Source organism: Novosphingobium sp. MD-1, from assembly GCF_001014975.1.
Lineage (GTDB): Bacteria > Pseudomonadota > Alphaproteobacteria > Sphingomonadales > Sphingomonadaceae > Novosphingobium.
In genome coordinates, this window is the sequence record NZ_BBXA01000020.1 from 87,852 (window position 1) to 109,561 (window position 21,710).

The 21,710-nt window shown below is 65.7% G+C and carries 22 protein-coding genes; 2 read left to right on the plus strand and 20 right to left on the minus strand.

The features are described from left to right. Genes NMD1_RS05245 through NMD1_RS05265 form a run of 5 tightly spaced genes read right to left on the minus strand, consistent with a single transcriptional unit; the run spans position 1 to position 5,576 of the window. Entirely contained in the window at positions 1–453 is a 453-nt protein-coding gene (locus NMD1_RS05245) for a MaoC family dehydratase (RefSeq protein WP_125953982.1), read from the minus strand. After that, positions 453–2,390 (minus strand): acetyl/propionyl/methylcrotonyl-CoA carboxylase subunit alpha, encoded by a 1,938-nt coding sequence (locus NMD1_RS05250; RefSeq protein ID WP_125953983.1) that lies wholly within the window; start codon positions 2,388–2,390, stop codon positions 453–455. Before NMD1_RS05250 ends, NMD1_RS05245 begins: the two co-directional genes overlap by 1 nt. Before the next feature lie 5 nt (positions 2,391–2,395). Then, positions 2,396–3,997, minus strand: coding sequence for a carboxyl transferase domain-containing protein (locus tag NMD1_RS05255; RefSeq protein ID WP_124809366.1), 1,602 nt, complete (start codon positions 3,995–3,997; stop codon positions 2,396–2,398). After that, complete coding sequence (locus NMD1_RS05260) at positions 3,994–4,398, minus strand: ester cyclase (RefSeq protein WP_233497387.1); 405 nt, start codon at positions 4,396–4,398, stop codon at positions 3,994–3,996. The genes NMD1_RS05255 and NMD1_RS05260 overlap by 4 nt, the downstream gene beginning before the upstream one ends. An 11-nt stretch (positions 4,399–4,409) precedes the next feature. Then, positions 4,410–5,576, minus strand: a complete 1,167-nt coding sequence (locus NMD1_RS05265; RefSeq protein ID WP_125953985.1) for an isovaleryl-CoA dehydrogenase — start codon at positions 5,574–5,576, stop codon at positions 4,410–4,412. Between the two features lie 180 nt (positions 5,577–5,756). Between NMD1_RS05265 and NMD1_RS05270 the strand changes: the two genes are divergently transcribed. Beyond that, complete coding sequence (locus NMD1_RS05270) at positions 5,757–6,602, plus strand: LysR family transcriptional regulator (protein ID WP_124809369.1); 846 nt, start codon at positions 5,757–5,759, stop codon at positions 6,600–6,602. Positions 6,603–6,624: 22 nt separating this feature from the next. Here the strand turns inward: NMD1_RS05270 and NMD1_RS21205 are convergent, their stop codons facing one another. The 11 genes from NMD1_RS21205 to rpsM all read right to left on the minus strand — a co-directional run bounded on the left by NMD1_RS21205 (position 6,625) and on the right by rpsM (position 16,345). Continuing rightward, positions 6,625–6,828, minus strand: a complete 204-nt coding sequence (locus tag NMD1_RS21205; protein ID WP_125953986.1) for a hypothetical protein — start codon at positions 6,826–6,828, stop codon at positions 6,625–6,627. A gap of 92 nt (positions 6,829–6,920) precedes the next feature. Next, positions 6,921–7,706, minus strand: a complete 786-nt coding sequence (locus NMD1_RS05280; RefSeq protein WP_190287234.1) for an NUDIX domain-containing protein — start codon at positions 7,704–7,706, stop codon at positions 6,921–6,923. Positions 7,707–8,111: 405 nt separating this feature from the next. Further along, complete coding sequence (gene grxD, locus NMD1_RS05285) at positions 8,112–8,447, minus strand: Grx4 family monothiol glutaredoxin (RefSeq protein WP_124809371.1); 336 nt, start codon at positions 8,445–8,447, stop codon at positions 8,112–8,114. Positions 8,448–8,526: 79 nt separating this feature from the next. Continuing rightward, entirely contained in the window at positions 8,527–8,757 is a 231-nt protein-coding gene (locus NMD1_RS05290; RefSeq protein WP_124809372.1) for a BolA/IbaG family iron-sulfur metabolism protein, read from the minus strand. Then, a complete protein-coding gene (locus NMD1_RS05295; protein ID WP_124809373.1) occupies positions 8,757–9,080 on the minus strand; it encodes a DUF1476 domain-containing protein in 324 nt (107 codons plus the stop codon). The genes NMD1_RS05290 and NMD1_RS05295 overlap by 1 nt, the downstream gene beginning before the upstream one ends. 92 nt (positions 9,081–9,172) lie before the next feature. Continuing rightward, positions 9,173–11,395: a prolyl oligopeptidase family protein gene (locus NMD1_RS05300; protein ID WP_125953987.1), complete on the minus strand. Its 2,223-nt coding sequence runs from the start codon at positions 11,393–11,395 to the stop codon at positions 9,173–9,175. A 103-nt stretch (positions 11,396–11,498) separates the two neighbouring features. Beyond that, positions 11,499–13,667, minus strand: a complete 2,169-nt coding sequence (locus NMD1_RS05305) for a prolyl oligopeptidase family protein (RefSeq protein WP_125953988.1) — start codon at positions 13,665–13,667, stop codon at positions 11,499–11,501. A gap of 151 nt (positions 13,668–13,818) precedes the next feature. Then, positions 13,819–14,244, minus strand: a complete 426-nt coding sequence (rplQ, locus tag NMD1_RS05310) for a 50S ribosomal protein L17 (RefSeq protein WP_124809376.1) — start codon at positions 14,242–14,244, stop codon at positions 13,819–13,821. 117 nt (positions 14,245–14,361) lie between these two features. Continuing rightward, complete coding sequence (locus NMD1_RS05315; protein ID WP_124809377.1) at positions 14,362–15,423, minus strand: DNA-directed RNA polymerase subunit alpha; 1,062 nt, start codon at positions 15,421–15,423, stop codon at positions 14,362–14,364. Positions 15,424–15,532: 109 nt separating this feature from the next. Beyond that, positions 15,533–15,922, minus strand: coding sequence for a 30S ribosomal protein S11 (gene rpsK, locus NMD1_RS05320; RefSeq protein WP_008065643.1), 390 nt, complete (start codon positions 15,920–15,922; stop codon positions 15,533–15,535). A gap of 54 nt (positions 15,923–15,976) precedes the next feature. Beyond that, positions 15,977–16,345, minus strand: a complete 369-nt coding sequence (rpsM, locus tag NMD1_RS05325) for a 30S ribosomal protein S13 (RefSeq protein WP_124809378.1) — start codon at positions 16,343–16,345, stop codon at positions 15,977–15,979. A gap of 502 nt (positions 16,346–16,847) precedes the next feature. On the opposite strand from rpsM, the gene NMD1_RS05330 reads away from it, so the two are divergent. Continuing rightward, positions 16,848–17,186, plus strand: coding sequence for a hypothetical protein (locus NMD1_RS05330; protein WP_125953989.1), 339 nt, complete (start codon positions 16,848–16,850; stop codon positions 17,184–17,186). Positions 17,187–17,251: 65 nt separating this feature from the next. Here the strand turns inward: NMD1_RS05330 and gdhA are convergent, their stop codons facing one another. The 4 genes from gdhA to secY form a co-directional block, all read right to left on the minus strand. After that, positions 17,252–18,607 (minus strand): NADP-specific glutamate dehydrogenase, encoded by a 1,356-nt coding sequence (gdhA, locus tag NMD1_RS05335; RefSeq protein WP_124809380.1) that lies wholly within the window; start codon positions 18,605–18,607, stop codon positions 17,252–17,254. A 154-nt stretch (positions 18,608–18,761) separates the two neighbouring features. After that, a complete protein-coding gene (locus tag NMD1_RS05340) occupies positions 18,762–19,538 on the minus strand; it encodes an SRPBCC domain-containing protein (RefSeq protein WP_125953990.1) in 777 nt (258 codons plus the stop codon). A 47-nt stretch (positions 19,539–19,585) separates the two neighbouring features. Continuing rightward, positions 19,586–20,236 (minus strand): adenylate kinase, encoded by a 651-nt coding sequence (locus NMD1_RS05345; protein ID WP_124809382.1) that lies wholly within the window; start codon positions 20,234–20,236, stop codon positions 19,586–19,588. 46 nt (positions 20,237–20,282) lie between these two features. After that, positions 20,283–21,650, minus strand: coding sequence for a preprotein translocase subunit SecY (secY, locus tag NMD1_RS05350; RefSeq protein WP_124809383.1), 1,368 nt, complete (start codon positions 21,648–21,650; stop codon positions 20,283–20,285). Positions 21,651–21,710: the final 60 nt, after the last annotated feature.

The following is a 21,710-nucleotide window of genomic DNA, read 5'->3' on the forward strand; positions in this document are numbered from 1 at the left end:
TTACGCCGGCCGCTTCTTGAGCAAGGCGCTGCGCAGGCAGCGGCACACCACCTCGTCGCGCTGGTTGATCAGTTCGTGCGTGAAGGTGACGATGCCCGCGCCCGGCCGGCTTTTCGATTCCTTCAGCTCGGCCACCTCGCTCGTCGCGCGCATGGTGTCGCCGATGAACACCGGCTTGGGCATGACCAGCTTGTCATAACCGAGGTTGGCGACCAGCGTGCCCAGCGTGGTATCGCCCACGGACAAGCCGACCATCAGCGCGAAGGTGAAGGTGCCGTTGACCAGGATCTGGCCGAACTCGCTCGCCTTGGCCGCTTCCAGATCGATGTGCAGTGGCTGCGGATTGTGCGTCATCGTCGAAAACAGCAGGTTGTCGGTTTCGGTCACGGTGCGGCGGATGTCGTGCTCGATCCGGTCACCCACCTGCCATTCGTCGAAAAAGCGCCCGGCCATCAGCCTTCCTCCTGCTCCACGCGCGCCAGCAGCGCCTCGACCTGCACTTGCGCGCCGGGGGTGACGGTCAGCTCCGCCACGGTGCCGTCGAACGGCGCGGTCAGCGCGTGTTCCATCTTCATCGCTTCCAGCACCAGCAGCTTCTGGCCCTTGGCCACCATGTCGCCCGCCGCGACGTCGACCGAGATCACCTTGCCGGGCATGGGGGCGAGGATGGCGCCATCACCTGCGTGATGAGTGTTCGTGCCTCGGGATTCGCGCATGGTTATGCGAAATGTCTCCCCGATGGATGACGAATAGACAACATCGCCGATGCGTTCGGCGGGAAAGTGGCGCTCGTGATCATCGTGAAGTTCGTAGTCGAGGCGGCCGACCTTAGGCTTCCCATCGACACTGAGGAGCACCTCCCCCTCCGCCTCATCATTGAGACGAAAACCCCTCAGTCCGATCGGGATTGCTGACGAGGTCAGCAGCTTTGCAGCGTGGACCAAAGCCGACCCGCTCGGGCCTTCATCCTCGATCAAGCTGAAGGGGTGTTCCTCAATAAAGGCGGTCGACAATCGTTCCCTGATAAAGTCTGGCTCGACCAACAGACTGCACAGCATTGATGCATTTGTCTTTACGGGCCAGCAGCCGACTTGTCCGACCGCTTTCGTCAGCGCAACTGCGGCTTCCAAGCGATCCGACCCGTGGGTGATCATCTTCGCGATCATCGGATCGTAAAACGGCGTAACCTCGTCACCTTCCTCGAACCCACTATCCACGCGAAGCTTGGAATCGTAGTGGTTCCAATTCCAGGTTCCATCCACGGCCTTGTATTCATATGGCTCAAGCTTTTCGGGAAGCCGGAAGTATTCCAGTTTGCCAATGCTCGGCAGGGAACCCTTGGCCGGATCTTCCGCGTAGAGCCGCGCCTCGATGGCGTGGCCGTCGATCCTTAGCTGATCCTGCCGTTTGGGCAGCGGCTCGCCGCTCGCCACGCGCAACTGCCATTCGACCAGATCGACGCCGGTGATCATCTCCGTCACCGGATGTTCGACCTGGAGCCGCGTGTTCATTTCCATGAACCAGATGCGATCGGCGCGCAGGCCTTCGCTGGCATCGGCGATGAATTCGATCGTGCCGGCACCTTCGTAGTCCACCGCCTTGGCCGCGCGGACGGCGGCGCTGCACACGGCCTGGCGCGTCGCTTCGTCCATGCCCGGCGCGGGGGCTTCCTCGATCACCTTCTGGTGGCGGCGCTGGAGCGAGCAATCGCGTTCGAACAAGTGGACGACGTTGCCGTGGCTATCCCCGAACACCTGCACCTCGATGTGGCGGGGGGAGAGGATGTACTTCTCGATCAGCACGCGATCGTCGCCGAAGCTCGCGGCCGCCTCGCGGCGGCAGGAGGCCAGCGCTTCGGCAAAGTCCGCCGCCGTCTCCACCCGGCGCATACCCTTGCCACCCCCGCCCGCGACGGCCTTGATCAGGACGGGATAGCCGATGGCATCCGCCTCGGCCTGAAGCCGCGCCTCGGACTGGTCTTCGCCAAGATAGCCGGGGGTCACCGGCACGCCGGCGGCGATCATGCGCGCCTTGGCCGCGTCCTTGAGGCCCATCGCGGTGATCGAGGCCGGCTTGGGACCAACCCATACGAGGCCCGCATCCAGCACCGCCTGCGCGAATTCGGCGTTTTCGGAAAGGAAGCCGTAGCCGGGATGGATCGCCTGCGCTCCGGTGGCCCTGGCGGCGGCGATGATCTTTTCCCCAACAAGGTAGCTTTCGCGCGCCGGCGACGGGCCGATATGCACCGCCTCGTCCGCCGAGCGGACAAGCAGCGCCTTGGCATCGGCATCGGAATAGACCGCCACCGTGCGAATACCCATGCCCCGCGCGGTGCGGATGACACGGCAGGCGATTTCGCCGCGATTGGCGATGAGAAGGGACTGGATCATGGCCATTACATCCTGAACACCCCGAAGCGGGGCGCCTCCGCAACCGGGGCTTCGAGCGTTGCCGCCAGCGCCAGCCCGAGCACGTCGCGCGTCTGGGCGGGATCGATCACGCCATCGTCCCACAGGCGGGCGGTGGCGTACCAGGGGTTGCCCTCGTCCTCGTACTTCTGGCGGACCGGCGCCTTGAACGCTTCAGCCTCCTCCGCCGTCCACGTGGCGGCATCGCGATGGACCGTGGCGAGCACTGCGGCGGCCTGTTCGCCGCCCATCACGCTGATCCGGCTGTTGGGCCAGGAAAACAGGAAGCGCGGCTCATAGGCGCGGCCGCACATGCCGTAGTTGCCGGCGCCGAAGCTGCCGCCGATCAGCACGGTGATCTTGGGCACGCTGGCGGTGGCCACAGCCGTCACCAGCTTCGCGCCGTGCTTGGCAATGCCTTCGGCTTCGTACTTGCCGCCGACCATGAAGCCCGAGATGTTCTGGAGGAACAGCAGCGGAATACGGCGCTGGCACGCCAGTTCGATGAAATGCGCGCCCTTCTGCGCGCTTTCGGAAAAGAGCACGCCGTTGTTGGCAAGGATCGCCACCGGCATGCCCCAGATATGCGCGAAGCCGCAGACCAGCGTGGTGCCGTAATGGGCCTTGAACTCGTGAAACTCGCTGCCATCGACCAGCCGCGCGATCACTTCCCGGACATCGTAGGGCGCGCGCACGTCCTCGGGCACGATCGCGTAGAGTTCTTCCGCATCGTACTTCGGCGGGCGCGGTTCGCGGCGGGCGATGCCAGCATCCCCCGCCGATCCCAGATGCGAAACGATGTCGCGCACGATGGTCAGCGCGTGCTCGTCGTTCTCGGCCAGATGATCGACCACGCCGGACTTGCGCGCGTGGAGATCGCCGCCGCCCAGATCCTCGGCGCTGATCTCCTCGCCGGTGGCGGCCTTCACCAGCGGCGGGCCGGCCAGGAAGATCGTGCCCTGCTTGCGCACGATCACCGTCTCGTCCGACATCGCCGGGACATAGGCACCGCCCGCCGTGCAGCTGCCCATCACGCAGGCGATCTGCGGCACGCCCTCGGCGCTCATGTTGGCCTGGTTGAAGAAGATGCGGCCGAAGTGATCGCGATCGGGAAAGACCTCGGCCTGGTGTGGCAGGTTGGCCCCGCCGCTATCGACCAGATAGATGCACGGCAGCCGGTTCTGGCGCGCGATGTCCTGCGCGCGCAGGTGCTTCTTCACCGTCAGCGGATAGTACGTGCCACCCTTCACCGTGGCATCGTTGGCCACGATCACGCACTGGCGGCCCGATACGCGGCCGATCGCCGTGATCACGCCGGCGCCCGGCACCTCGTCGCCATAGAGGCCGCCGGCGGCAAGCTGGCTCAGTTCCAGCAGGGGCGATCCGGGATCGAGCAGCCGCTCCACCCGATCGCGTGGCAGCAGCTTGCCCCGCGCGACATGCCGCTCGCGCGATCGCGCATCGCCGCCCAGCGCCGTGCGAGCCACGCGATCGCGCAAGTCCCGCGCCAGCGCGCGGTTGTGCGCGGCACGCGCCTGCGCCTCGGGGCTGGAAAGGTCGATGTTGGAGGAGAGGACGGGTCCGCTCATGCTGCACCCTGCATCGAAAGTGACTCCGCCGATTGCACCATTTCCCAGGTGTTCCATTCCTCGAAGACTTGCCCACGCCGGATCACCGCCAGGTTGATGCCGATCATCGTCATCGCCTCGCCGCTCTCGCGGCTGCGGACACGGGCCGTCATGCGGGTTGCCACCTTGTCGCCGTCGGCGAACTGGTCCTCGATCACGAAGGCATCTGGCGCGTAGTCGAAGATTGCATGGAAGTTCAGGATGCTCTGGCGAAACCCGGCCCAGTCCCGGTCCCCGGCGGAGGTGTGGCCCAGATAGCTGGGGGCGATCAGCGACTCCATCGCATCCACATCGGCCCGCGCGTAGCAATCGATCAGCCGTCGGAACACGGCCTTCTTGTCTTCGGCAGTCTCCGCCACCATCGCCACTCCCCCTAACCCTGCGCCCCGATAAGTTCCCGCCCGATCAGCATCCGGCGAACTTCGTTCGTGCCGGCGCCGATGTCGAGCAGCTTCGCATCGCGCAGGTAGCGTTCGACCGGCCAGTCCTTGGTATAGCCCGCCCCGCCCAGCGCCTGCACCGCCTCGCCCGCCGCGCGGAAGGCGTTCTCGCTGGCCAGCAGGATCGCGCCGGCCGCGTCGAAGCGGGTGGTCTGCCCGGCATCGCAGGCGCGCGCCACGGCATAGACATAGGCCCGCGCCGATTGCAGCGCGACGTACATGTCCGCGATCTTGGCCTGCATCAGCTGGAACGCGCCGATCGGCTTGCCGAACTGCTTGCGTTCGCGGACATAGGGGATGACCGTATCGAGGCAGGCCTGCATGATGCCGAGCTGGAGGCCCGCCAGCACGACGCGCTCGTAATCGAGGCCCGACATCAGCACGCCCACGCCGCCGTGCAGCGGCCCCATCACGTTCTCTTCGGGCACGAAGCAGTCGTTGAACACCAGCTCCGCCGTGGGCGAGCCGCGCATCCCCATCTTGTCGATCTTCTGACCGATCGAGAAGCCATCGAAGTCCTTCTCGATCAGGAAGGCGGTGATCCCGCGCGATCCCGATTCCGGCGCGGTCTTGGCATAGACCACCAACGTATCGGCATAGGTCGCGTTGGTGATCCAGAACTTGGTGCCGTTGAGGACATAGCCGCCCGAGGTGGCATCGGCGCGCAGCTTCATGCCGACGACGTCCGACCCGGCGCCCGCTTCCGACATGGCAAGGCTGCCGACATGCTCGCCCGAGATCAGGCCCGGCAGGTACTTCGCCTTCTGCGCGTCCGTGCCCCAGCGGCGGATCTGGTTGACGCAAAGGTTGGAATGCGCGCCATAGGACAGGCCGATCGAGGCCGATGCCCGGCTCACTTCCTCCACCGCGATCACGTGATCGAGATAGCCGAGGCCCAGGCCGCCCCATTCCTCTTCCACGGTGATGCCGTGCAGGCCCAGCTCGCCCATCGCCGGCCACAGCTCGCGCGCGAACCAGTCCTCCGCGTCGATCCTCGCCGCCAGCGGCGCAATCTTCTCGTCGGCGAAGCGCGCGGCGCTTTCGCGGATCATCAGGGCGGTTTCAGGCAGGCCGAAATCGAAATCAGGCGTCGCGCGCACGGCATCCTCCCAAGACTTGCCCGGATACGCCCGAGACAGCGCACCCCGCAGCCATCAGCAATCGACGGGACGAGGCGCGGCCGGTCAAGGCCGGGCACATCCTGTCCCACGCCCCTTGATACCATCGATGATATCGTCGACGAAATTGAAACATCGCGCGAAGTTCGATAGATAAAATCTATGATGAAACGCACCCATCTGCGCCAGTTCCTGGCGGTCGTGGAAACCGGCGGCTTCACCGCCGCCGCGCGGCGCGTCAACGTGACGCAGCCCACCTTGTCGGTGGGCATTGCCGAGCTGGAACGGCTGGTCGGCGCGCCGCTGTTCGTGCGCGACCGGCGCAACGTGCGATTGACCGAGGCCGGCAACCGCCTGCTGGCCCATGCCCGCGCCATCGAGCGGGAGTTCCGGCTGGCCGAGGCCAGCCTGCGTAGCGAGGCCGACCTCGCCCCGCCGCTGCGACTGGGCATCCTCGCATCGTTGCCGACAGCCTTCCTGACCCGGTTGAGCGCGCGCTTCGCCGGGCCGGAACCGCTGGTGCTGACCGAAGGGAGCGATGCCGAACTGCGGCGCAAGCTGGGCGAAGGGCAGATCGACGCCGCGCTGACCCTACTGCGCGAAGGCGAGGATGCCGCGTCCGTCATCGACGAAGGCTATCGCATGATGCTGCCGGCAAGCCACCGCCTGGCGGGGCGCGCGACGCTCGATCCGGCCGAACTGGCGAGCGAAACCATGATCGCGCGCCGGTCCTGCGAACTGCTTGCCGAAACCAGCCGCTTCTTCACGCAGCGCGGGGTGCGGCCCCGCTTCCTGCTGCGCAGCGCCAACGACGACCGCTGCATGGCGATGGTGCGCGCCGGCATGGGCGTGACCACGGCGCCGGAATCGCTCCGCTGCGAAGGCGTCGTCGCCGTGCCGCTCGACGGATACGACTTCCGCCGCCGCATCGGCCTGATAGATGGCAAGACGCAGCGCGATGATGCCCGGTCCGCCCTGCGGCTGGCCTGCGACAGCGCGATCGGCTGAATCTGTCCGGCGTCGCCGCTGGTCAACCGCCCTTCCACACCGCCCAGCCGACGATGGCCCAGAGCGTGAGCGACAGCATCAGCGGCGCGGTGGCGCGCACCGCCACAAGCGCGACGCGCACACCGTGATGGCGCCCCGCGGCGGGGGTAAGATCAACGTCCGGCGCGCGTTCGCCGTCGGTGGAGGGGAGGGACATATCGAACGGGTGTTGGCATTCGGCTGGCATAGGCGGTCTCCAATCCGCAATATGCCTGCTTGATGCGCCCGTTTGCCTATGAGCCCCCTCCGCGCCAACCCTCAGGACATATACGCAGGCCGCTAACCGCGCATCGCGCTGTCGATCGGCTCCGCGTGGACCGGATACCCCGCATCCTCTGGGATTGTCAGCCATCTCGCCCCATCGCGCACGGCGACCGCCGGCGTGATCGTGACCACCGGCGTCGCCCGTGCATGTTCGAGGCACGCCGCAAAGTCATCGAACTGGGCCAGCCGTTCCAGATTGCGCCGCGTCGGGAAGATCACCTGAATTTCGCCCAGATCCGCCAGCCGCAGCGCCTCGCGCGCGCTGGCCCAGAACAGGTGCGTGTTCTCCGTGGCATCGACCGCCACGTCCACCGCCCCGGTTCCCAGGTCGGCAATATAGAAGCGCGTGTCGAAGATGCGGGGCGCGCGGTGCTTCGGCAACCAACGCGCGAACGGGGTCAGCCGGTCGAGCGCGAGCTGCCAGCCGAACGCCTCCAGCACCGGCGCCAGCGCGCCCCGTTCGATCAGCATCCGGCGTGCGGCCACCGCCGTCTCCGCCGTCACGTTTCCGACAACGCCGATGGCCAGCCCGGATTCCTCCAGCGTCTCGCGGATCGCCGCCACGCGTGCGGCGGCATCGTCCAGATCGAGATCGCTGCGAACACGCTCCGCCAGATCGTAGTCCGCCCGGTCGATCCTTCCACCGGGAAAGACCGTGGCGCCGCCCGCGAACCGCATCGCGCCGGAGCGTTCGAGCAGCAGCACCTGCGCCGCGCCGCCGGCCGGGTCGCGGCGGAACACCACCAGCGTTGCCGCCGGAATGGCGAGAGGCAAATTATCGGCGTCGTCGAAATCTTCCATGCAATCCCAGCCATCCCGCGCGTGTTTTGCAGCATCATGCTCGTGCCACCGCGGCTTGCCAAGCTGCCCCTTTTCCCGGGGGTGTCGGAAACCTTGACAATGGAGCGAAATGGGAGACGGCGCATCGTGCCAAAACCTCCATTTTCAAGGGAATTTGAAAACTGGCACGGGTCGTGCTTATGGAGAGATGTCCCGAGAATAGTCTTCTTGAGGGGCGGAACCCGACCTGGTCTCCCAAGGGTTCCGCCTCTTCCCGGGGCTCCCGCACCGACGATATCGGCATAAAAAAACGCGGTCCATCCGGAGATGGAGCCGCGTTCATTCGATTGCCAACCGATGTAAAACGATCTGTCGGAGAATTTTACATTTGCCGCGCAACCGCCCGATCGGATTGGCGAAACCGCGTTACTGCGCGGAAACGCCCGAATCCTGCAGAAGCTGCTGCAATTCACCGTCCTGGAACATTTCCATCATGATGTCCGAGCCGCCAACGAACTCGCCCTTGACGTAAAGCTGGGGAATCGTCGGCCAATCCGAAAACTCCTTGATGCCCTGGCGGACTTCCATGTCCTGCAACACATCGACGCTGGCGTATTCCACGCCCAGGTGATCGAGGATGGCGATGGCCTTGCTGGAAAATCCGCATTGCGGAAACAGCGGCGTGCCCTTCATGAAAAGGACGACGTCATTGCCGTTCACGATCTCGGCGATACGGGCCTGTGTGGCATTCTGGGTCGACATGGCGGAGGAATTCCTTTCTCGCCGCTCAAACTGGGAACTGCGGTCGCCAGTTACAAGCGCCTTTGCGCAGGTTCTGCGTTCAGGCGGCGGCCGTGGTCAGTTGCAAGGCGTGCAGCACGCCCCCCATGCGTCCGCCCAGCGCGGCATAGACCGCCTTGTGCTGGGCCACGCGCGACAACCCCTGGAACGAGGGCGACACGACATGGGCGGCATAGTGATCGCCATCGCCGGCAAGATCGGTAATGGTCACCTCCGCATCCGGCAGCGCGGCGCGGATCATCGCCTCGATCTCGGCCGCCGCCATCGCCATCAGGCTTCGCCCATCAGCTGTCGGCGAGCATCCACCGCCTTGGCGTCCATCGCCGCGCGGATTTCGGCCTCGTCGGTTTCGACTCCGGCCGATACCAGATCGCCCAGCAGCTTGCGGATCACGTCCTCGTCACCGGCTTCCTCGAAATCCGCCTGGACGACGGACTTGGCATAGGCTTCGGTTTCGGCGGCATCGAGACCCATGCGTTCGGCAGCCCACTGCCCCAGCAGGCGGTTGCGCCGCGCATGAATGCGAAACAGCGTTTCCTCGTCACGCGCGAACTTCGCTTCCTCGGCGCGCTCGCGATCGTCAAACATCGTCATGGCCAGTAAGTCCCTTCGGTCTTTCCCGAAGCGGATAATGAGCCTGCGGCCAGCCCGCAAGGGCGCATCGCGGTTTTCGCCTCCGCTGGCGGCTATTCCACCTTCAGTCCCGTCCAGTAGGCCAGGAACGAAAGCACGTCCGCGCCGGAAGCGATGATCTTCTCCACCGGCTTGCCCGATCCGTGGCCGGCCTTGCTTTCCACCCGCAGCAGATGCGGCTTGTCGCCGGTATCGCTGGCCTGCAGCGCGGCGACGTACTTGAAGCTGTGCGCCGGCACGACCCGGTCGTCGGTGTCCGCCGTGGTCACCAGCACCGCCGGGTAAGCCGCACTGTGCACGTTGTGATAGGGCGAATAGGCGCGCAGCACGCGCCAGTCCGCTTCCTTTTCAGGGCTGCCGTAGTCGTCCACCCAGAACCGGCCCGATGTGAACCGGTCGAACCGCAGCATGTCCATCACCCCCACATCGGGGTTGGCCGCCGCGAACAGGTCGGGCCGCTGGTTGACCACCGCCCCCACCAGCAACCCGCCGTTGGAGCCACCCTGCACCGCCAGCCCGTCACGCGGGGTGATGCCATGGCGGATCAGGTATTCGCCCGCGGCGATGAAATCGTCGAAGCTGTTCTGCTTCCGGTCGAGCCGGCCGGCGTCATGCCAGGCCTTGCCGAACTCCCCGCCCCCGCGAATGTTGGCGAGCGCGAACACCCCGCCCGATTGCAGCCACGCCATCCGCACCGCCGAAAAGCCCGGCGTCAGCGAGATGTCGAAGCCGCCATAGCCGTAGAGCAGCGTGGGCGCGGCCTTGTTGGCCTGCGCCAGCGCCTTGCTGCGCACGATGTACATCGGCACCATCGTGCCGTCCTTCGACGGATAGGTGCGCTGCTCCACCACGTAGTCCGCCGGGTTGAACGCCAGGCGCGGCATGATGAACGGCGTCGCCTTGCCCGAACGCATGTCGAAGCGGAAGATCGCCGGGGGCTGGTTGAAGCTGGAGAACTGGTAGAACGTCTCGGGATCGCCCGGCCGTCCCACGAACCCGCTGGCCGATCCGATCGTGTCGAGCGTGATCGCGCGCGAGGGACGCCCGGCGAAATCGGTAACCATCGCCGTCCGCGCCCCGTCATGCAGGTACGACAGGATCAGGCGGTTGCCGATGATGGCCCCGCTGTCGAGCGTGTCGGTCCGCTCCGGGATCACCTCCTGCCAGGCGGGGGCCTCGCGCGACAGGTCCAGCCGCGTCATGCGGTAATGCGGGGCGCCGGCATTGGTGATGAACCACAGCCGGTCCCCCATGCCTTCCACGAACTTCCAGTCGTGTTCGAAATCGGGGACGATCGCCCGGACCGGCCATTCGCCCTTCACGTGATGGCGCAGGTCGATCACGTGGACGGCGTGGCGCGGCAGGGTGCTGATCTCGCTGGTGATGACCGCCCAGCGCCCGTCCGAACTCACCATGGCCTTGTGCGACCATTCGGGATGATCGGGGGTGGCATAGACCAGCTGGTCCTGGGCCTGCGGCGTGCCCACGCGATGATACCAGATCGCCTTGTTGTAGGTGGGCGCGCGGTATTCCTCTCCTGCCGGCGGCTGCGGGAACCGGGAATAGAGGAAGCCCTCGTCGCCGATCCAGCCGATCTGCGTGTCGTTGGCCCAGTCCAGCCTGTCGTCCAGCACCTTGCCGTTCTGGACATCGACAACGCGCACCGTGCGCCAGTCGCTGCCGTCTTCCTGCACCGTGTAGGCCAGCAGGCGCCCGCCGCGCGAAGGCACCCAGGCATCGAGCGCCACCGCCCCGTCCTTCGACCAGCCGTTGGGATCGATCAGCAAGCGTCCCTGCTTGTCCTCCGCACCCTGCACATAGAGGGCGGACTGGTTCTGCAAGCCACCGTTGCGCAGATAGAAATAGTTGCGCCCCGCCTTGCGCGGCAGGCTGAAGCGCTCGAAGTTGAACAGCGCGCGGATGCGGGCTTCCATCGCGCCGCGCCCCGGCAGCTGCGCCAGGTAGGCCGCGCTCGTCGCATTCTGGCGCTTGACCCAATCGGCCACATCGCCGTTGCTGCGCAAGTCCCCTTCCAGCCAGCGATAGGGATCGGCCACGTCCTGCCCGAAGACACGTTCGACCAGCGGATCGCGCCGGGTGACGGGGTAGGCGGCCTTGGGCAGAACCAGCCGCGCGGGCGGCACGGGCGCGCGCTCGGCATGGACGGGCGCAACGTCCATATCGATACCGTCGTTGGCGCTGCCGCCGGCCGCCCATGCCGCCGGGGAAAGAAGCGTCAACGCGGCAACCAGCCAGAGGCGTGGCACGCGCCGCATGTTCCTGTGTCCTGCTCCCAAACCTATTGCGCAGAATGTCTATCTGCTTGTTTCAACAACCTAGCACCGACCACGGCGCCAAGGCGAGCGTGATTTGCACCGGTTATGGCCGGGGTGAGAGGCCCGTCCAGTGCGCCAGGAAGGCATAGACGTCCGCGGTTTCCTCGATCTGCTTGGCCACCGGCTTGCCCGATCCGTGCCCGGCGCGCGTTTCGATGCGGATCAGGTGCGGCTTCGGCCCGATGTCCGCCGCCTGCAACGCCGCCGCGTACTTGAAGCTGTGCCCCGGCACCACGCGATCGTCGGTATCGGCGGTGGTCACCAGAATCGCCGGATAGGCCGCGCCCGCGCGGATGTTGTGGTAGGGGGAATAGGCGCGCAGCACGCGCCAGTCGGCTTCCTTTTCCGGATAGCCATAGTCATCCACCCAATAGCGCCCAGCGGTGAACTGGTCGAAGCGCAGCATGTCCATCACGCCCACCGCCGGATGGGCCGCGGCGAACAGGTCGGGCCGCTGGTTGACCACAGCGCCCACCAGCAACCCACCGTTGGAGCCGCCCTCGACGGCCAGGCCGTTCTTGGGCGTCACACCGTTGGCGATCAGCCATTCGCCGGCCGCGATGAAATCGTCGAACACGTTCTGTTTCTTCGCGCGCCGGCCCGCGTCGTGCCAGGCATCGCCATATTCGCCGCCGCCGCGCAGGTTGGCCACGGCATAGGCCCCGCCGCTTTCGAGCCACGCCATGCGCGCGGCGGAATAGGCGGGCGGCAGGCCGATGTTGAAGCCGCCATAGCCATAGAGGATCGTCGGCACCGGCCCGCTGGCATCCTTGCGCCGCACCACGAACATCGGCACTTTCGTGCCGTCCTTCGACGGGTAGAACACCTGGTCAATGCGGTAGTCTTCCGGCCGGAACGTGAGCTTGACCGGCTGCCAGACCGCCGTCTTGCCGCTCGCGCTGTCGAACGCATGGACCGTGCCCGGCGTAGTAAAGCTGGTAAAGGCGAGGTAGCCATTGGCCCGCCCCGGCTTGCCGCTCAACCCCGCCACCGTGCCCGGCCCCGGCAGCGTCGCCGTGCCCAGCGGCTTTCCGTCGAGCGTGAACAGCCGCAATTCGGACTTCACGTCCTTGAGATAGGCCGCGACGATGCGGTCGCCCACGATATGCGCCCATTCGAGATTGCTGTCGCTTTCGGGCACCACGGTCGTGAACACCGGCTCCGGCCCGGACAGGTCCACCCGCACGATCTTCTTGAGCGGCGCGCCATCGCCCGAAACGAACCACAGCCGGTCGCCTACGCCATCGATCAGGTCCCACTGCGCCTTCAGGTCCGGCACCAGCGGCTTCACGGTCCAGTCGCCCCGTCCGATCGGCGCGACATGCACGATCGCCAGCGGGTCGGTGCCTTCGTGGCTCGACACGACCATCCAGCGCCCGTCGCTGGTCGCGCTGGCGCCGTGCCCCAGCTTGGGGCGGTCCGGCGTCGCATAGACCGCCCGGTCCTGCGACTGGGGCGTGCCCAGCTTGTGGTAATAGATCGTCTGGTCGTAGTTCAGCGCCTGGAAGGCCGCGCCCTGCTTCGGTTCGGGAAAGCGTGAATAGAGCACGCCGTCGTCGCCCGCCCAGGCGATCCCGCTGAACTTCACCCAGCGCAGCTCATCGGCCAGCGATGACCCGTCCGCCGCCCGCACGAATTTCAGTGTGCGCCAGTCCGAACCGCCGTCCTGCACCGTATAGGCCAGCAGGTTGCCATCCGGCGAAGGCTTCCACGCATCGAGCGCGGTCGCCCCGTCCTTGGCCCAGGTGTTCGGATCGAGCAGCACGCGGGCGGTGTCCGCCGGCGCATCCTTGTCGCGCACCAGCAGCTGCGCCTGGTTCATCAGCCCGCTGTTATAGGCATAGAACAGCCGGCCGCCCTCTTCCACCGGCACGCCATAGCGCTGGTAATCGAACAGGGCGTGCAGCCGCGTCTCGAACGCCGCGCGCTCGGGCAATTGCGCGAGATAGGCGGCGGTGAACGCGCTTTGCGCGGCCACCCACTGCTCCACCGCCGCATCAGTGCGGACATCCGCCTCCAGCCAGCGATAGGGATCGGGCACCTTCTCGCCGAAGGCCTCGTCGACGACGGGGCCGCGTGCCGTGGCGGGATAGGCGGGAAGAACGGGAGTCTGGGATGTCACGGAGGCAGCCTGTGCGGTGAAGAGTGGTACGGTCCCGAGCGCGAGCGCGGTCGCCGATACGAAAAGCCCTGCTGTGCCAATCTTCGCCATGCGCCCTCGTTGTCTCTGTCCGGAACCGGACCTCCAACGTAATTCGCCGCGCCCTTGCGGCAAGGCCAACCGCAGGGCAGCAACATAAGAAAACGGGCGGAAGCCACCTGGCCCCGCCCGTTTTCCTGTTTTGCGATGACGCGAAGCGCGATCAGGCGGCTTCGTATTCGTCCTCGTCGGCCGTGATGACCGGGCCGGAATCCTGGCCCTTGGCCGAGGTGTCACGGTCGATCAGTTCGATCACGGCGATCGGCGCGGCGTCCGACGCGCGGTAACCGGCCTTGATGATGCGGGTATAGCCACCGTTGCGATCGGCATAGCGGGTGGCCAGCACGTCGAACAGCTTCACCAGCTGCGCATCGTCCAGCAGACGGGCGTGGGCAAGGCGACGGTTGGAAAGGCCGCCCTTCTTGGCCAGCGTGATCAGCTTTTCGATATAGGGACGCAGCTCGCGCGCCTTCGGCAGCGTGGTGGTGATCTGCTCGTGCTTGATCAGCGAGGCAGACAGGTTGCGCAGCAGCGCGATGCGGTGGGACGAGGTACGACCCAGCTTCCGCTGGCCCAGCTTATGACGCATGTTTCTTTCTCCGTTCGTAGGGGGGCCGTATCAGGTACCCCGATCCAGGCGGCCATTGCGGGGCGCCGCCCATTGCCCCATGCAACGAAGCCCCGGCGTGGTGCCGGGGCGACGTGCTTAGCCCAGCAGCTCCTGTTCGAGCTTCTTGGCCATTTCCTCGATGTTTTCCGGCGGCCAGCCGGGGATGTCCATGCCAAGGCGCAGGCCCATCGACGACAGGACTTCCTTGATCTCGTTGAGCGACTTGCGGCCGAAGTTCGGCGTGCGCAGCATCTCGGCCTCGGTCTTCTGGACCAGATCGCCGATGTAGATGATGTTGTCGTTCTTGAGGCAGTTGGCCGAACGCACCGACAGCTCCAGTTCGTCCACCTTCTTGAGCAGGTAGCGGTTGAGCTGGTTGGCGTCGTTCTCTTCCGGCGTGTGCGCGGCAAGGCCGGCCATCGCGGGCACGTGGCCGGTCGGCACCTGATCGTCGAAGTGGACGAACAGCGCCAGCTGGTCCTGCAGGATGCGCGCGGCATAGGCCACGGCGTCTTCCGGCGTCACGGTGCCATCGGTTTCGACCGTCAGGCTCAGCTTGTCGAAGTCAAGCTCCTGGCCGATACGGGCGTTGTCGACCTTGTAGGAAACCTGGCGCACCGGCGAATAGAGCGAGTCGATCGGGATCAGCCCGATCGGCGCGTCGGCCGGACGGTTCGACACGGCGGGGACATAGCCCTTGCCGGTATCGCACGTCAGTTCCATGTTGAAGGTCGCGCCTTCGTCGAGATGACAGATCACGAGATCCTTGTTCATCACCTCGATGTCGCCGGTCACGGCGATGTCGCCGGCCTTCACTTCGCCCGGTCCGGTCGCCGAAAGCTGGAGACGCTTCGGGCCTTCGCCCTGCATCTTCAGCGCAATCTGCTTCACGTTGAGCACGATGTCGGTCACGTCCTCGCGCACCCCGGCGAGCGACGAGAACTCGTGCAGCACGTTCTCGATCTTGATCGAGGTGACGGCAGCACCCTGCAACGACGAGAGCAGCACGCGGCGAAGCGCATTGCCGAGCGTCAGGCCGAAGCCACGCTCGAGCGGCTCGGCGACGAACGTCGCACGGCGCTTCGGATCAGAGCCGGGCTTGATCTCGAGATTGTTGGGCTTCTTCAGTTCCTGCCAGTTCTTGATGTTGACAGTCATGGAATTCCCCTGGGGTTTGTCGGGACGCCGGCCGTCGACTGAGGGAGCCGCGGACCGATCGGAATTGGGCGGGCGCGTCAGGTACCGTGACGCGCCGCCAAGGGCAGGATCAGACGCGACGGCGCTTCGACGGACGAACGCCGTTGTGCGGGATCGGCGTCACATCGCGGATCGCGGTGATCGTGAAGCCGACCGCCTGCAGCGCGCGCAGCGCGCTTTCGCGACCCGAACCCGGGCCCTTCACTTCGACTTCGAGCGTGCGGACGCCGTGTTCGGCGGCCTTCTTGCCCGCGTCGTCCGCCGCAACCTGCGCGGCATAGGGCGTCGACTTGCGGCTGCCCTTGAAGCCCATCATGCCGGCCGAGGACCAGCTGATGGCGTTGCCCTGCGCGTCGGTGATGGTGATCATGGTGTTATTGAAGCTGGCATTGACGTGCGCGACACCACTGGTGATGTTCTTGCGCTCCCGCCGCTTGATACGCTGAGGTTCGCGAGCCATTTCTTGAAATCCTGTCGAGAAACCGTTGGAAGATCTGCCTTGTAAGGCGCGATCTTACTTCTTCTTGCCGGCGATCGGCTTGGCCTTGCCCTTGCGGGTGCGGGCGTTCGTGTGCGTGCGCTGGCCGCGGACCGGCAGGCCCTTGCGGTGACGCAGGCCGCGATAGCAGGCCAGGTCCATCAGGCGCTTGATGTTCATCGCGGTTTCGCGACGGAGATCGCCTTCCACGGTGTGTTCAGCGTCGATCGTTTCACGGATCTGGAGCACTTCGGCGTCCGACAGATCCTGTACGCGGCGGCTGTGATCAATGCCCAGCTTGTCGGCGATCTGCTTCGCCTTGAACGGGCCGATACCGTGAATGTAAGTCAGCGCAACGATAACACGCTTGTTGGTGGGGATGTTGACCCCGGCAATACGAGCCACTTGTTTCTCCTGCTCCACAGGGGAGGAGCCGATCCGGCCGCAACCCCCATCTCATCGCGTTTCACCCGCTCAACGGCAAAAAGCCCGGACAGCGCAGTCTTGTTCGCGCTTGCCGGACGTCTCCCTGAAATCGAGTGAAAGGCGCGCTTAGGCGGATTCGCAAGCCGCGTCAACAGAAAGCTGCGCGCGCGGAACAAGGCATGACACGATCATGCCACCACGCGAAGCTGCTGTGACGAGCATCATAGCCAAGACCGGGTCCGAGGTCAAAGGAAGCCGATCACCCTGCGGTCGCGCACCTTCGGTTCGGCCATGCGAGATCCCAATTTACAAGCTTTTACAATCACAAGGTCCGTTCCGGTTTATGATCCGGTCACCGTTCCCCGGGCGCGATTCGGAAGGCTGCACCGCTTCCGGCACGGCCCTTTCGCGTCGGAATGCGGTTTCGCGACGGCGCCCGTGACGGGGAACTGGAAAACGGAATACCGGTGGGAGGCATGACTTGATACGCGTTATCCTTATAGCCACCGCGCTGCTGCTCGCCGCCTGCAGCCTGTTCGGCGGGCCGGCTTCGGCCGATGTCGAGAAGGTAGCGCGTGAACAGATGGTCGCAGGCCTGCCGCCGTCGCTGGAAGCCCATGCCCGCGAAGCGCTGATCACGGCGGCCGCGCGCGCGACTGTCGCCTCCAGCGGCCCGTGCAACGCCGCCAACAGCCCGGACGGCGCCTATGCCTGCACCGTGCAGGTGACCTCCACCCCGCCCGGATCGATCGCGCCGATCACGCAGCAGTTCGTGGTTGTGCTCAAGAAGGGGCAGAGCGGCTGGGTTTCGGCTTCCTGACCACCACGCCTGTTTGACGCACCCATGGAAAGGCGGCATCGCCCGGCGACGCCGCCCGTTCCGCTTCAGACGACGCCGAACGCCAGCATCGCATCGGCCACTTTCTTGAAGCCGGCGATGTTCGCGCCCTTCACGTAGTCGATATAGCCGCCGCCCTGATCGCCATAGGCAAGGCACGAGCTGTGGATACCGGCCATGATGTCCTTCAGCATCTGCTGCAGCTCATCCTCCTTCCACGCGCGGCGTTCGGAATTCTGGCTCATTTCCAGCCCCGAAACCGCCACGCCCCCCGCGTTGGACGCCTTGCCGGGGGCGTAGAGGATCTTCGCCGCCTTGAACACGTGCACGCCGTCAAGGTCGGTCGGCATGTTGGCGCCTTCCGACACGGCGCGGCACCCGTTGGCGATCAGCGTCTTCGCGTCCTCACCCAGCAGTTCGTTCTGCGTGGCGCAGGGCAGCGCGACGTCACACGGCACGCCCCACGGCGTCTTGCCTTCGTGGAACGTCGCGGCCGGGAACGCCTCCACATAGTCCTGGATGCGGCCCCGGCGGTGAGTCTTGTGCGTCTTGACCCAGTTGATCTTTTCCTGGGTGATCCCGTCCGGATCGTGGATGAAGCCGCCCGAATCGGACAGCGTCAGCACCTTGCCGCCCAGCTGGACGATCTTTTCTGCGGCGTGGGTGGCGACATTGCCCGATCCCGAGATCACCGCCGTCTTGCCGACAAGGTCTTCGCCTTTCGTCGCCAGCATGTTGGCCAGGAAATAGACCGCGCCATAGCCCGTCGCCTCAGTGCGGATCAGCGATCCGCCCCATTCCAGCCCCTTGCCGGTCAGCACACCGGTAAAGTTGTTGGTGATCCGCTTGTACTGGCCGAACATGAAACCGATTTCGCGGCCGCCCACGCCGATGTCGCCCGCCGGCACGTCCACGTCGGCGCCGATGTGGCGATAGAGCTCGGTCATGAAGCTCTGGCAGAAGCGCATGATCTCGCGCACGCTCTTGCCCTTGGGGTTGAAGTTCGACCCGCCCTTGCCGCCGCCCATCGGCAGCCCGGTCAGGGCATTCTTGAAGGTCTGCTCGAACGCCAGGAACTTCAGCACGGATTCGGTCACCGAAGGGTGAAAGCGGATGCCGCCCTTGTAGGGGCCGATCGCGTTGTTGTTCTGCACGCGCCAGCCACGCTGGACGCGGATGTTGCCGTTGTCGTCCTCCCAGCAGACCCGGAACGAGACCACCCGGTCCGGCTCGGCGATCCGGCGCAGGATCTGCTGCGCGTGGTATTCTTCCTTGTCGGCGATGAAATCGAAAATGTCCTCGGCAACCTCCTGCACCGCCTGGACGAACTCCGGCTGGTACGGGTTGCGCTTCTTGACGCCTTCCATGAAGGTCGGCAGGTCAACATGATCGGAAACGGCCACGGTCTTCTCCCCTTGCGCCATGCCTGGTTGGCTGGCTTCGGAACACGCCTGCGGCCCGTGTCGCGCCTGCCCCGGTTCAGTCCGAGTCGCGCTTTTGTTTCCGGGACATTAGCCGTTTTTCGCGCGGGCAAAAGAGAGCGCGCGCACAGGCGGGTCAGTGCCGTGGCGGCGTGCCCTGCCGCTTCGGCGGCGCCTTCTTCAACGCGGCATCGAACGCCGCCCGGGCGGCATCGTTGGCCGCATCGTCTCCGCCCGGCGCTGCTGGCGCGGGCGCGGCGGACGCAGGCGCCGCAGCTGCCTTCGCGGGTTGCGCGGCGGGCGCCTTGCCGGGCTTGGGCGCAGCAGCAGCAGCAGCGGCAGGAGGAGCAGCAGCCGGGGCCGTCGATTTGGCAATATGCGCGGCCAGCAGCGAAATCTGCTCCGCCAGCATCCGGTCCACCGCCGGCGCGATCTGATCGACCTTGTAGCGCATGTACCCGCCGACAACGTATTCCCAGGTGATGTGCGTGCCCGTGTCGGTCGCGCGTAAGGCCATGGTCAGCGTGCCGGTCAGCGCCTCCGACTGGAGCGGCCCCAGCGCGCCGCTCAGCCGCAGCACGCGGTTCGGCTCGACGTAGATCACGCGCATGTGCTGCACGCCGCCGGTCTGCTGCGTGGCCGGTGCGCCCTTGGGCGGAGGAAAACGCTCGCAGAAGCAGCCGCCCACGGTCGGGCTGAGCGAAAGGTTGGCCCCGCTGCCGGAAAAGGTGTGGGCCGAAGACCACCAGGCGCCGGGCGTGGTCATGGCGCGCCACGTTTCGGCCGGCGTGGCGGCGACGTCGGCCACTTCGCGGACCACGAAGCCGACATCGGACTGCGCCGTCACTTCGGCTGATGCCGGCGTGGCGATCGCACCCGCCAGCAAGGCGCCTACCAGAACCGTATTCCGCACAGGCGCCCCCTTGGCTTGACTCTCAGCCTAGTCCCGTCAGCGCCAGTCTATCCGTTCTTGAGAATCGCCTCAATAGCGGCGGTCACGGCGTCCATTTCGGCCATGCCGTCCACGCGCGAAACGATGCCGCGCGCCTCGTAGATCGGCAGGATCGGCGCGGTCTTGGCGCGGTATTCGGCCATGCGCGTGCGGACGGTTTCCTCGTTGTCGTCGGGGCGGCGCTTGAACTCGTGTCCGCCGCACTTGTCGCAGGTGCCGGCGACCTTGGGCTGCTCGAATTTGTCGTGATAGCCCTTGCCGCACGTCGCGCAGGTGTAGCGGCCGGTGATGCGCTCGACCAGCGCGTCCTCGTTCACTTCCAGTTCGATGACATGATCCAGCGCGCGGCCCCGGCTGGCGAGAATGGCGTCCAGCGATTCCGCCTGCGGCGCGGTGCGCGGATAGCCGTCGAAGATGGCGCCCTGCCCCGCCGGCATCGCGTCCAGCTCGTCGCCGATCAGTGCGGAGACGATCTCGTCGGACACCAGCTCACCGGCTTCCATCACGGCCTTGGCCTTCAGCCCCACCGGCGTGCCGGCCTTGACCGCGGCGCGCAGCATGTCGCCGGTCGAAAGCTGCTTCATGCCATGGCGCTCGACCAAGCGCTGCGCTTGCGTGCCCTTGCCCGCTCCCGGCGGCCCCAGCAGGATGATGTTCACTTCGGCATTCCCCCTTTTCTGCACCTCTCCGAGCAGCCGAGGCTGCTCAGCGCAGGCGTCCCTTCAGCTTGGCCTTCTTGATCAGGTCGCCATACTGGTGCGCCAGCAGGTGCGACTGGATCTGCGTGATCGTGTCCACGGTCACGTTGACCACGATCAGCAGGCTCGTGCCGCCAAAGAACAACGTGCCCATGCCCGTTTCGGCCATGATGTATTCGGGCACAACACAGACGATAGTAATATAGGCAGCGCCCAGCACAGTGATGCGGGTCAGCACGTAATCGAGGTAGTTCGCGGTGTTCTTGCCCGGACGGATGCCGGGGATGAAGCCGCCGTTGCGCTTCAGGTTGTCGGCGGTTTCCTCGGGGTTGAACACCACGGCGGTGTAGAAGAAGCTGAAGAAGATGATGCCCAGCGCATAGAGCAGCATATACAGCGGCTTGCCGTGGCCCAGGTACTGGTTCAGCGCGATCACCACCTTGCCCATCACCGAATCCGGCTTCAGCGCGTTGCCGGCGAACTGCGTGATGGTCAGCGGCAGCAGCAGCAGCGAGCTGGCGAAGATCGGCGGAATGACGCCGGCGGTATTGATCTTCAGCGGCAGGTGGCTGCGATCGGCGTTCATCATGCCGCGCTGCGTCGCGCGCTTGGGATACTGGATCAGCAGGCGCCGCGTGGCGCGCTCCATGAAGCAGATCATCACCACGAGCGCGAGGATCATGACGGTGACGCCCGCGATCACGAAGGGCGAGATCGAGCCGGTGCGCCCGCCTTCGAACAGGTTCGAGATGAACTTGGGCATCTGCGCGACGATGCCGGCCATGATGATCAGCGAAACACCGTTGCCGATCCCGCGCGAAGTGATCTGTTCGCCCAGCCACAGCAGGAACATCGTGCCGCCGATCAGGCTGACCACCGCGCCCACGCGGAACAGGTAGCCGGGGTTGACCACCGCCTGCAACCCGCTCGACGCGCCATAGGCTTCGAGGCCCGATGCGAGGAACCAGCCCTGCACCGCCGTCAGGAACACCGCGCCATAGCGGGTGTACTGGTTCAGCTTCTTGCGCCCGCTTTCGCCTTCCTTCTTCAGCGCGGCCAGCGCCGGATGGAGCGACGCCGCCAGCTGCACCACGATCGAGGCGGTGATATAGGGCATCACCCCCAGCGCGATCAGGCTCATGCGCTGCAGCGAACCGCCCGAGAAGGCGTTGAAGATATCGAGGATGCCGCCGCGCGTCTGGTCGTAAAGCGATTCCAGGATCAGCGGGTTCACGCCCGGCAGCGGCACGAAGCTGAGGAAGCGGAAGACGATCAGCGCGCCGATCGTGAACCAGATGCGGTTCTTGAGCTCGGTCGCCTTCGAGAAGTTGGCCAGGTTGAGGTTGCTGGCAATGTTATCGGCGCGTGATGCCATTTCGGGTTTCAAGCCTCGCTGTGGCGCCGGACTGAAAAACCGGCCCGCTTCACCTTATGA

Bases quoted from the DNA above. Each gene is read 5' to 3' on its own strand.
- rplQ (WP_124809376.1), bottom strand. From the start codon at position 14,244: ATGCGTCATAAGCTGGGCCAGCGGAAGCTGGGTCGTACCTCGTCCCAC.
- NMD1_RS05260 (WP_233497387.1), bottom strand. From the start codon at position 4,398: ATGGTGGCGGAGACTGCCGAAGACAAGAAGGCCGTGTTCCGACGGCTG.
- NMD1_RS05290 (WP_124809372.1), bottom strand. From the start codon at position 8,757: ATGGCGATGGCGGCGGCCGAGATCGAGGCGATGATCCGCGCCGCGCTG.
- NMD1_RS05245 (WP_125953982.1), bottom strand. From the start codon at position 453: ATGGCCGGGCGCTTTTTCGACGAATGGCAGGTGGGTGACCGGATCGAG.
- rpsK (WP_008065643.1), bottom strand. From the start codon at position 15,922: ATGGCTCGCGAACCTCAGCGTATCAAGCGGCGGGAGCGCAAGAACATC.
- NMD1_RS05270 (WP_124809369.1), top strand. From the start codon at position 5,757: ATGATGAAACGCACCCATCTGCGCCAGTTCCTGGCGGTCGTGGAAACC.
- NMD1_RS05315 (WP_124809377.1), bottom strand. From the start codon at position 15,423: ATGACTGTCAACATCAAGAACTGGCAGGAACTGAAGAAGCCCAACAAT.
- NMD1_RS05295 (WP_124809373.1), bottom strand. From the start codon at position 9,080: ATGACGATGTTTGACGATCGCGAGCGCGCCGAGGAAGCGAAGTTCGCG.
- NMD1_RS05250 (WP_125953983.1), bottom strand. From the start codon at position 2,390: ATGATCCAGTCCCTTCTCATCGCCAATCGCGGCGAAATCGCCTGCCGT.
- grxD (WP_124809371.1), bottom strand. From the start codon at position 8,447: ATGTCGACCCAGAATGCCACACAGGCCCGTATCGCCGAGATCGTGAAC.
- NMD1_RS05305 (WP_125953988.1), bottom strand. From the start codon at position 13,667: ATGGCGAAGATTGGCACAGCAGGGCTTTTCGTATCGGCGACCGCGCTC.
- NMD1_RS05255 (WP_124809366.1), bottom strand. From the start codon at position 3,997: ATGAGCGGACCCGTCCTCTCCTCCAACATCGACCTTTCCAGCCCCGAG.
- NMD1_RS21205 (WP_125953986.1), bottom strand. From the start codon at position 6,828: ATGCCAGCCGAATGCCAACACCCGTTCGATATGTCCCTCCCCTCCACC.
- NMD1_RS05300 (WP_125953987.1), bottom strand. From the start codon at position 11,395: ATGCGGCGCGTGCCACGCCTCTGGCTGGTTGCCGCGTTGACGCTTCTT.
- NMD1_RS05280 (WP_190287234.1), bottom strand. From the start codon at position 7,706: ATGGAAGATTTCGACGACGCCGATAATTTGCCTCTCGCCATTCCGGCG.
- secY (WP_124809383.1), bottom strand. From the start codon at position 21,650: ATGGCATCACGCGCCGATAACATTGCCAGCAACCTCAACCTGGCCAAC.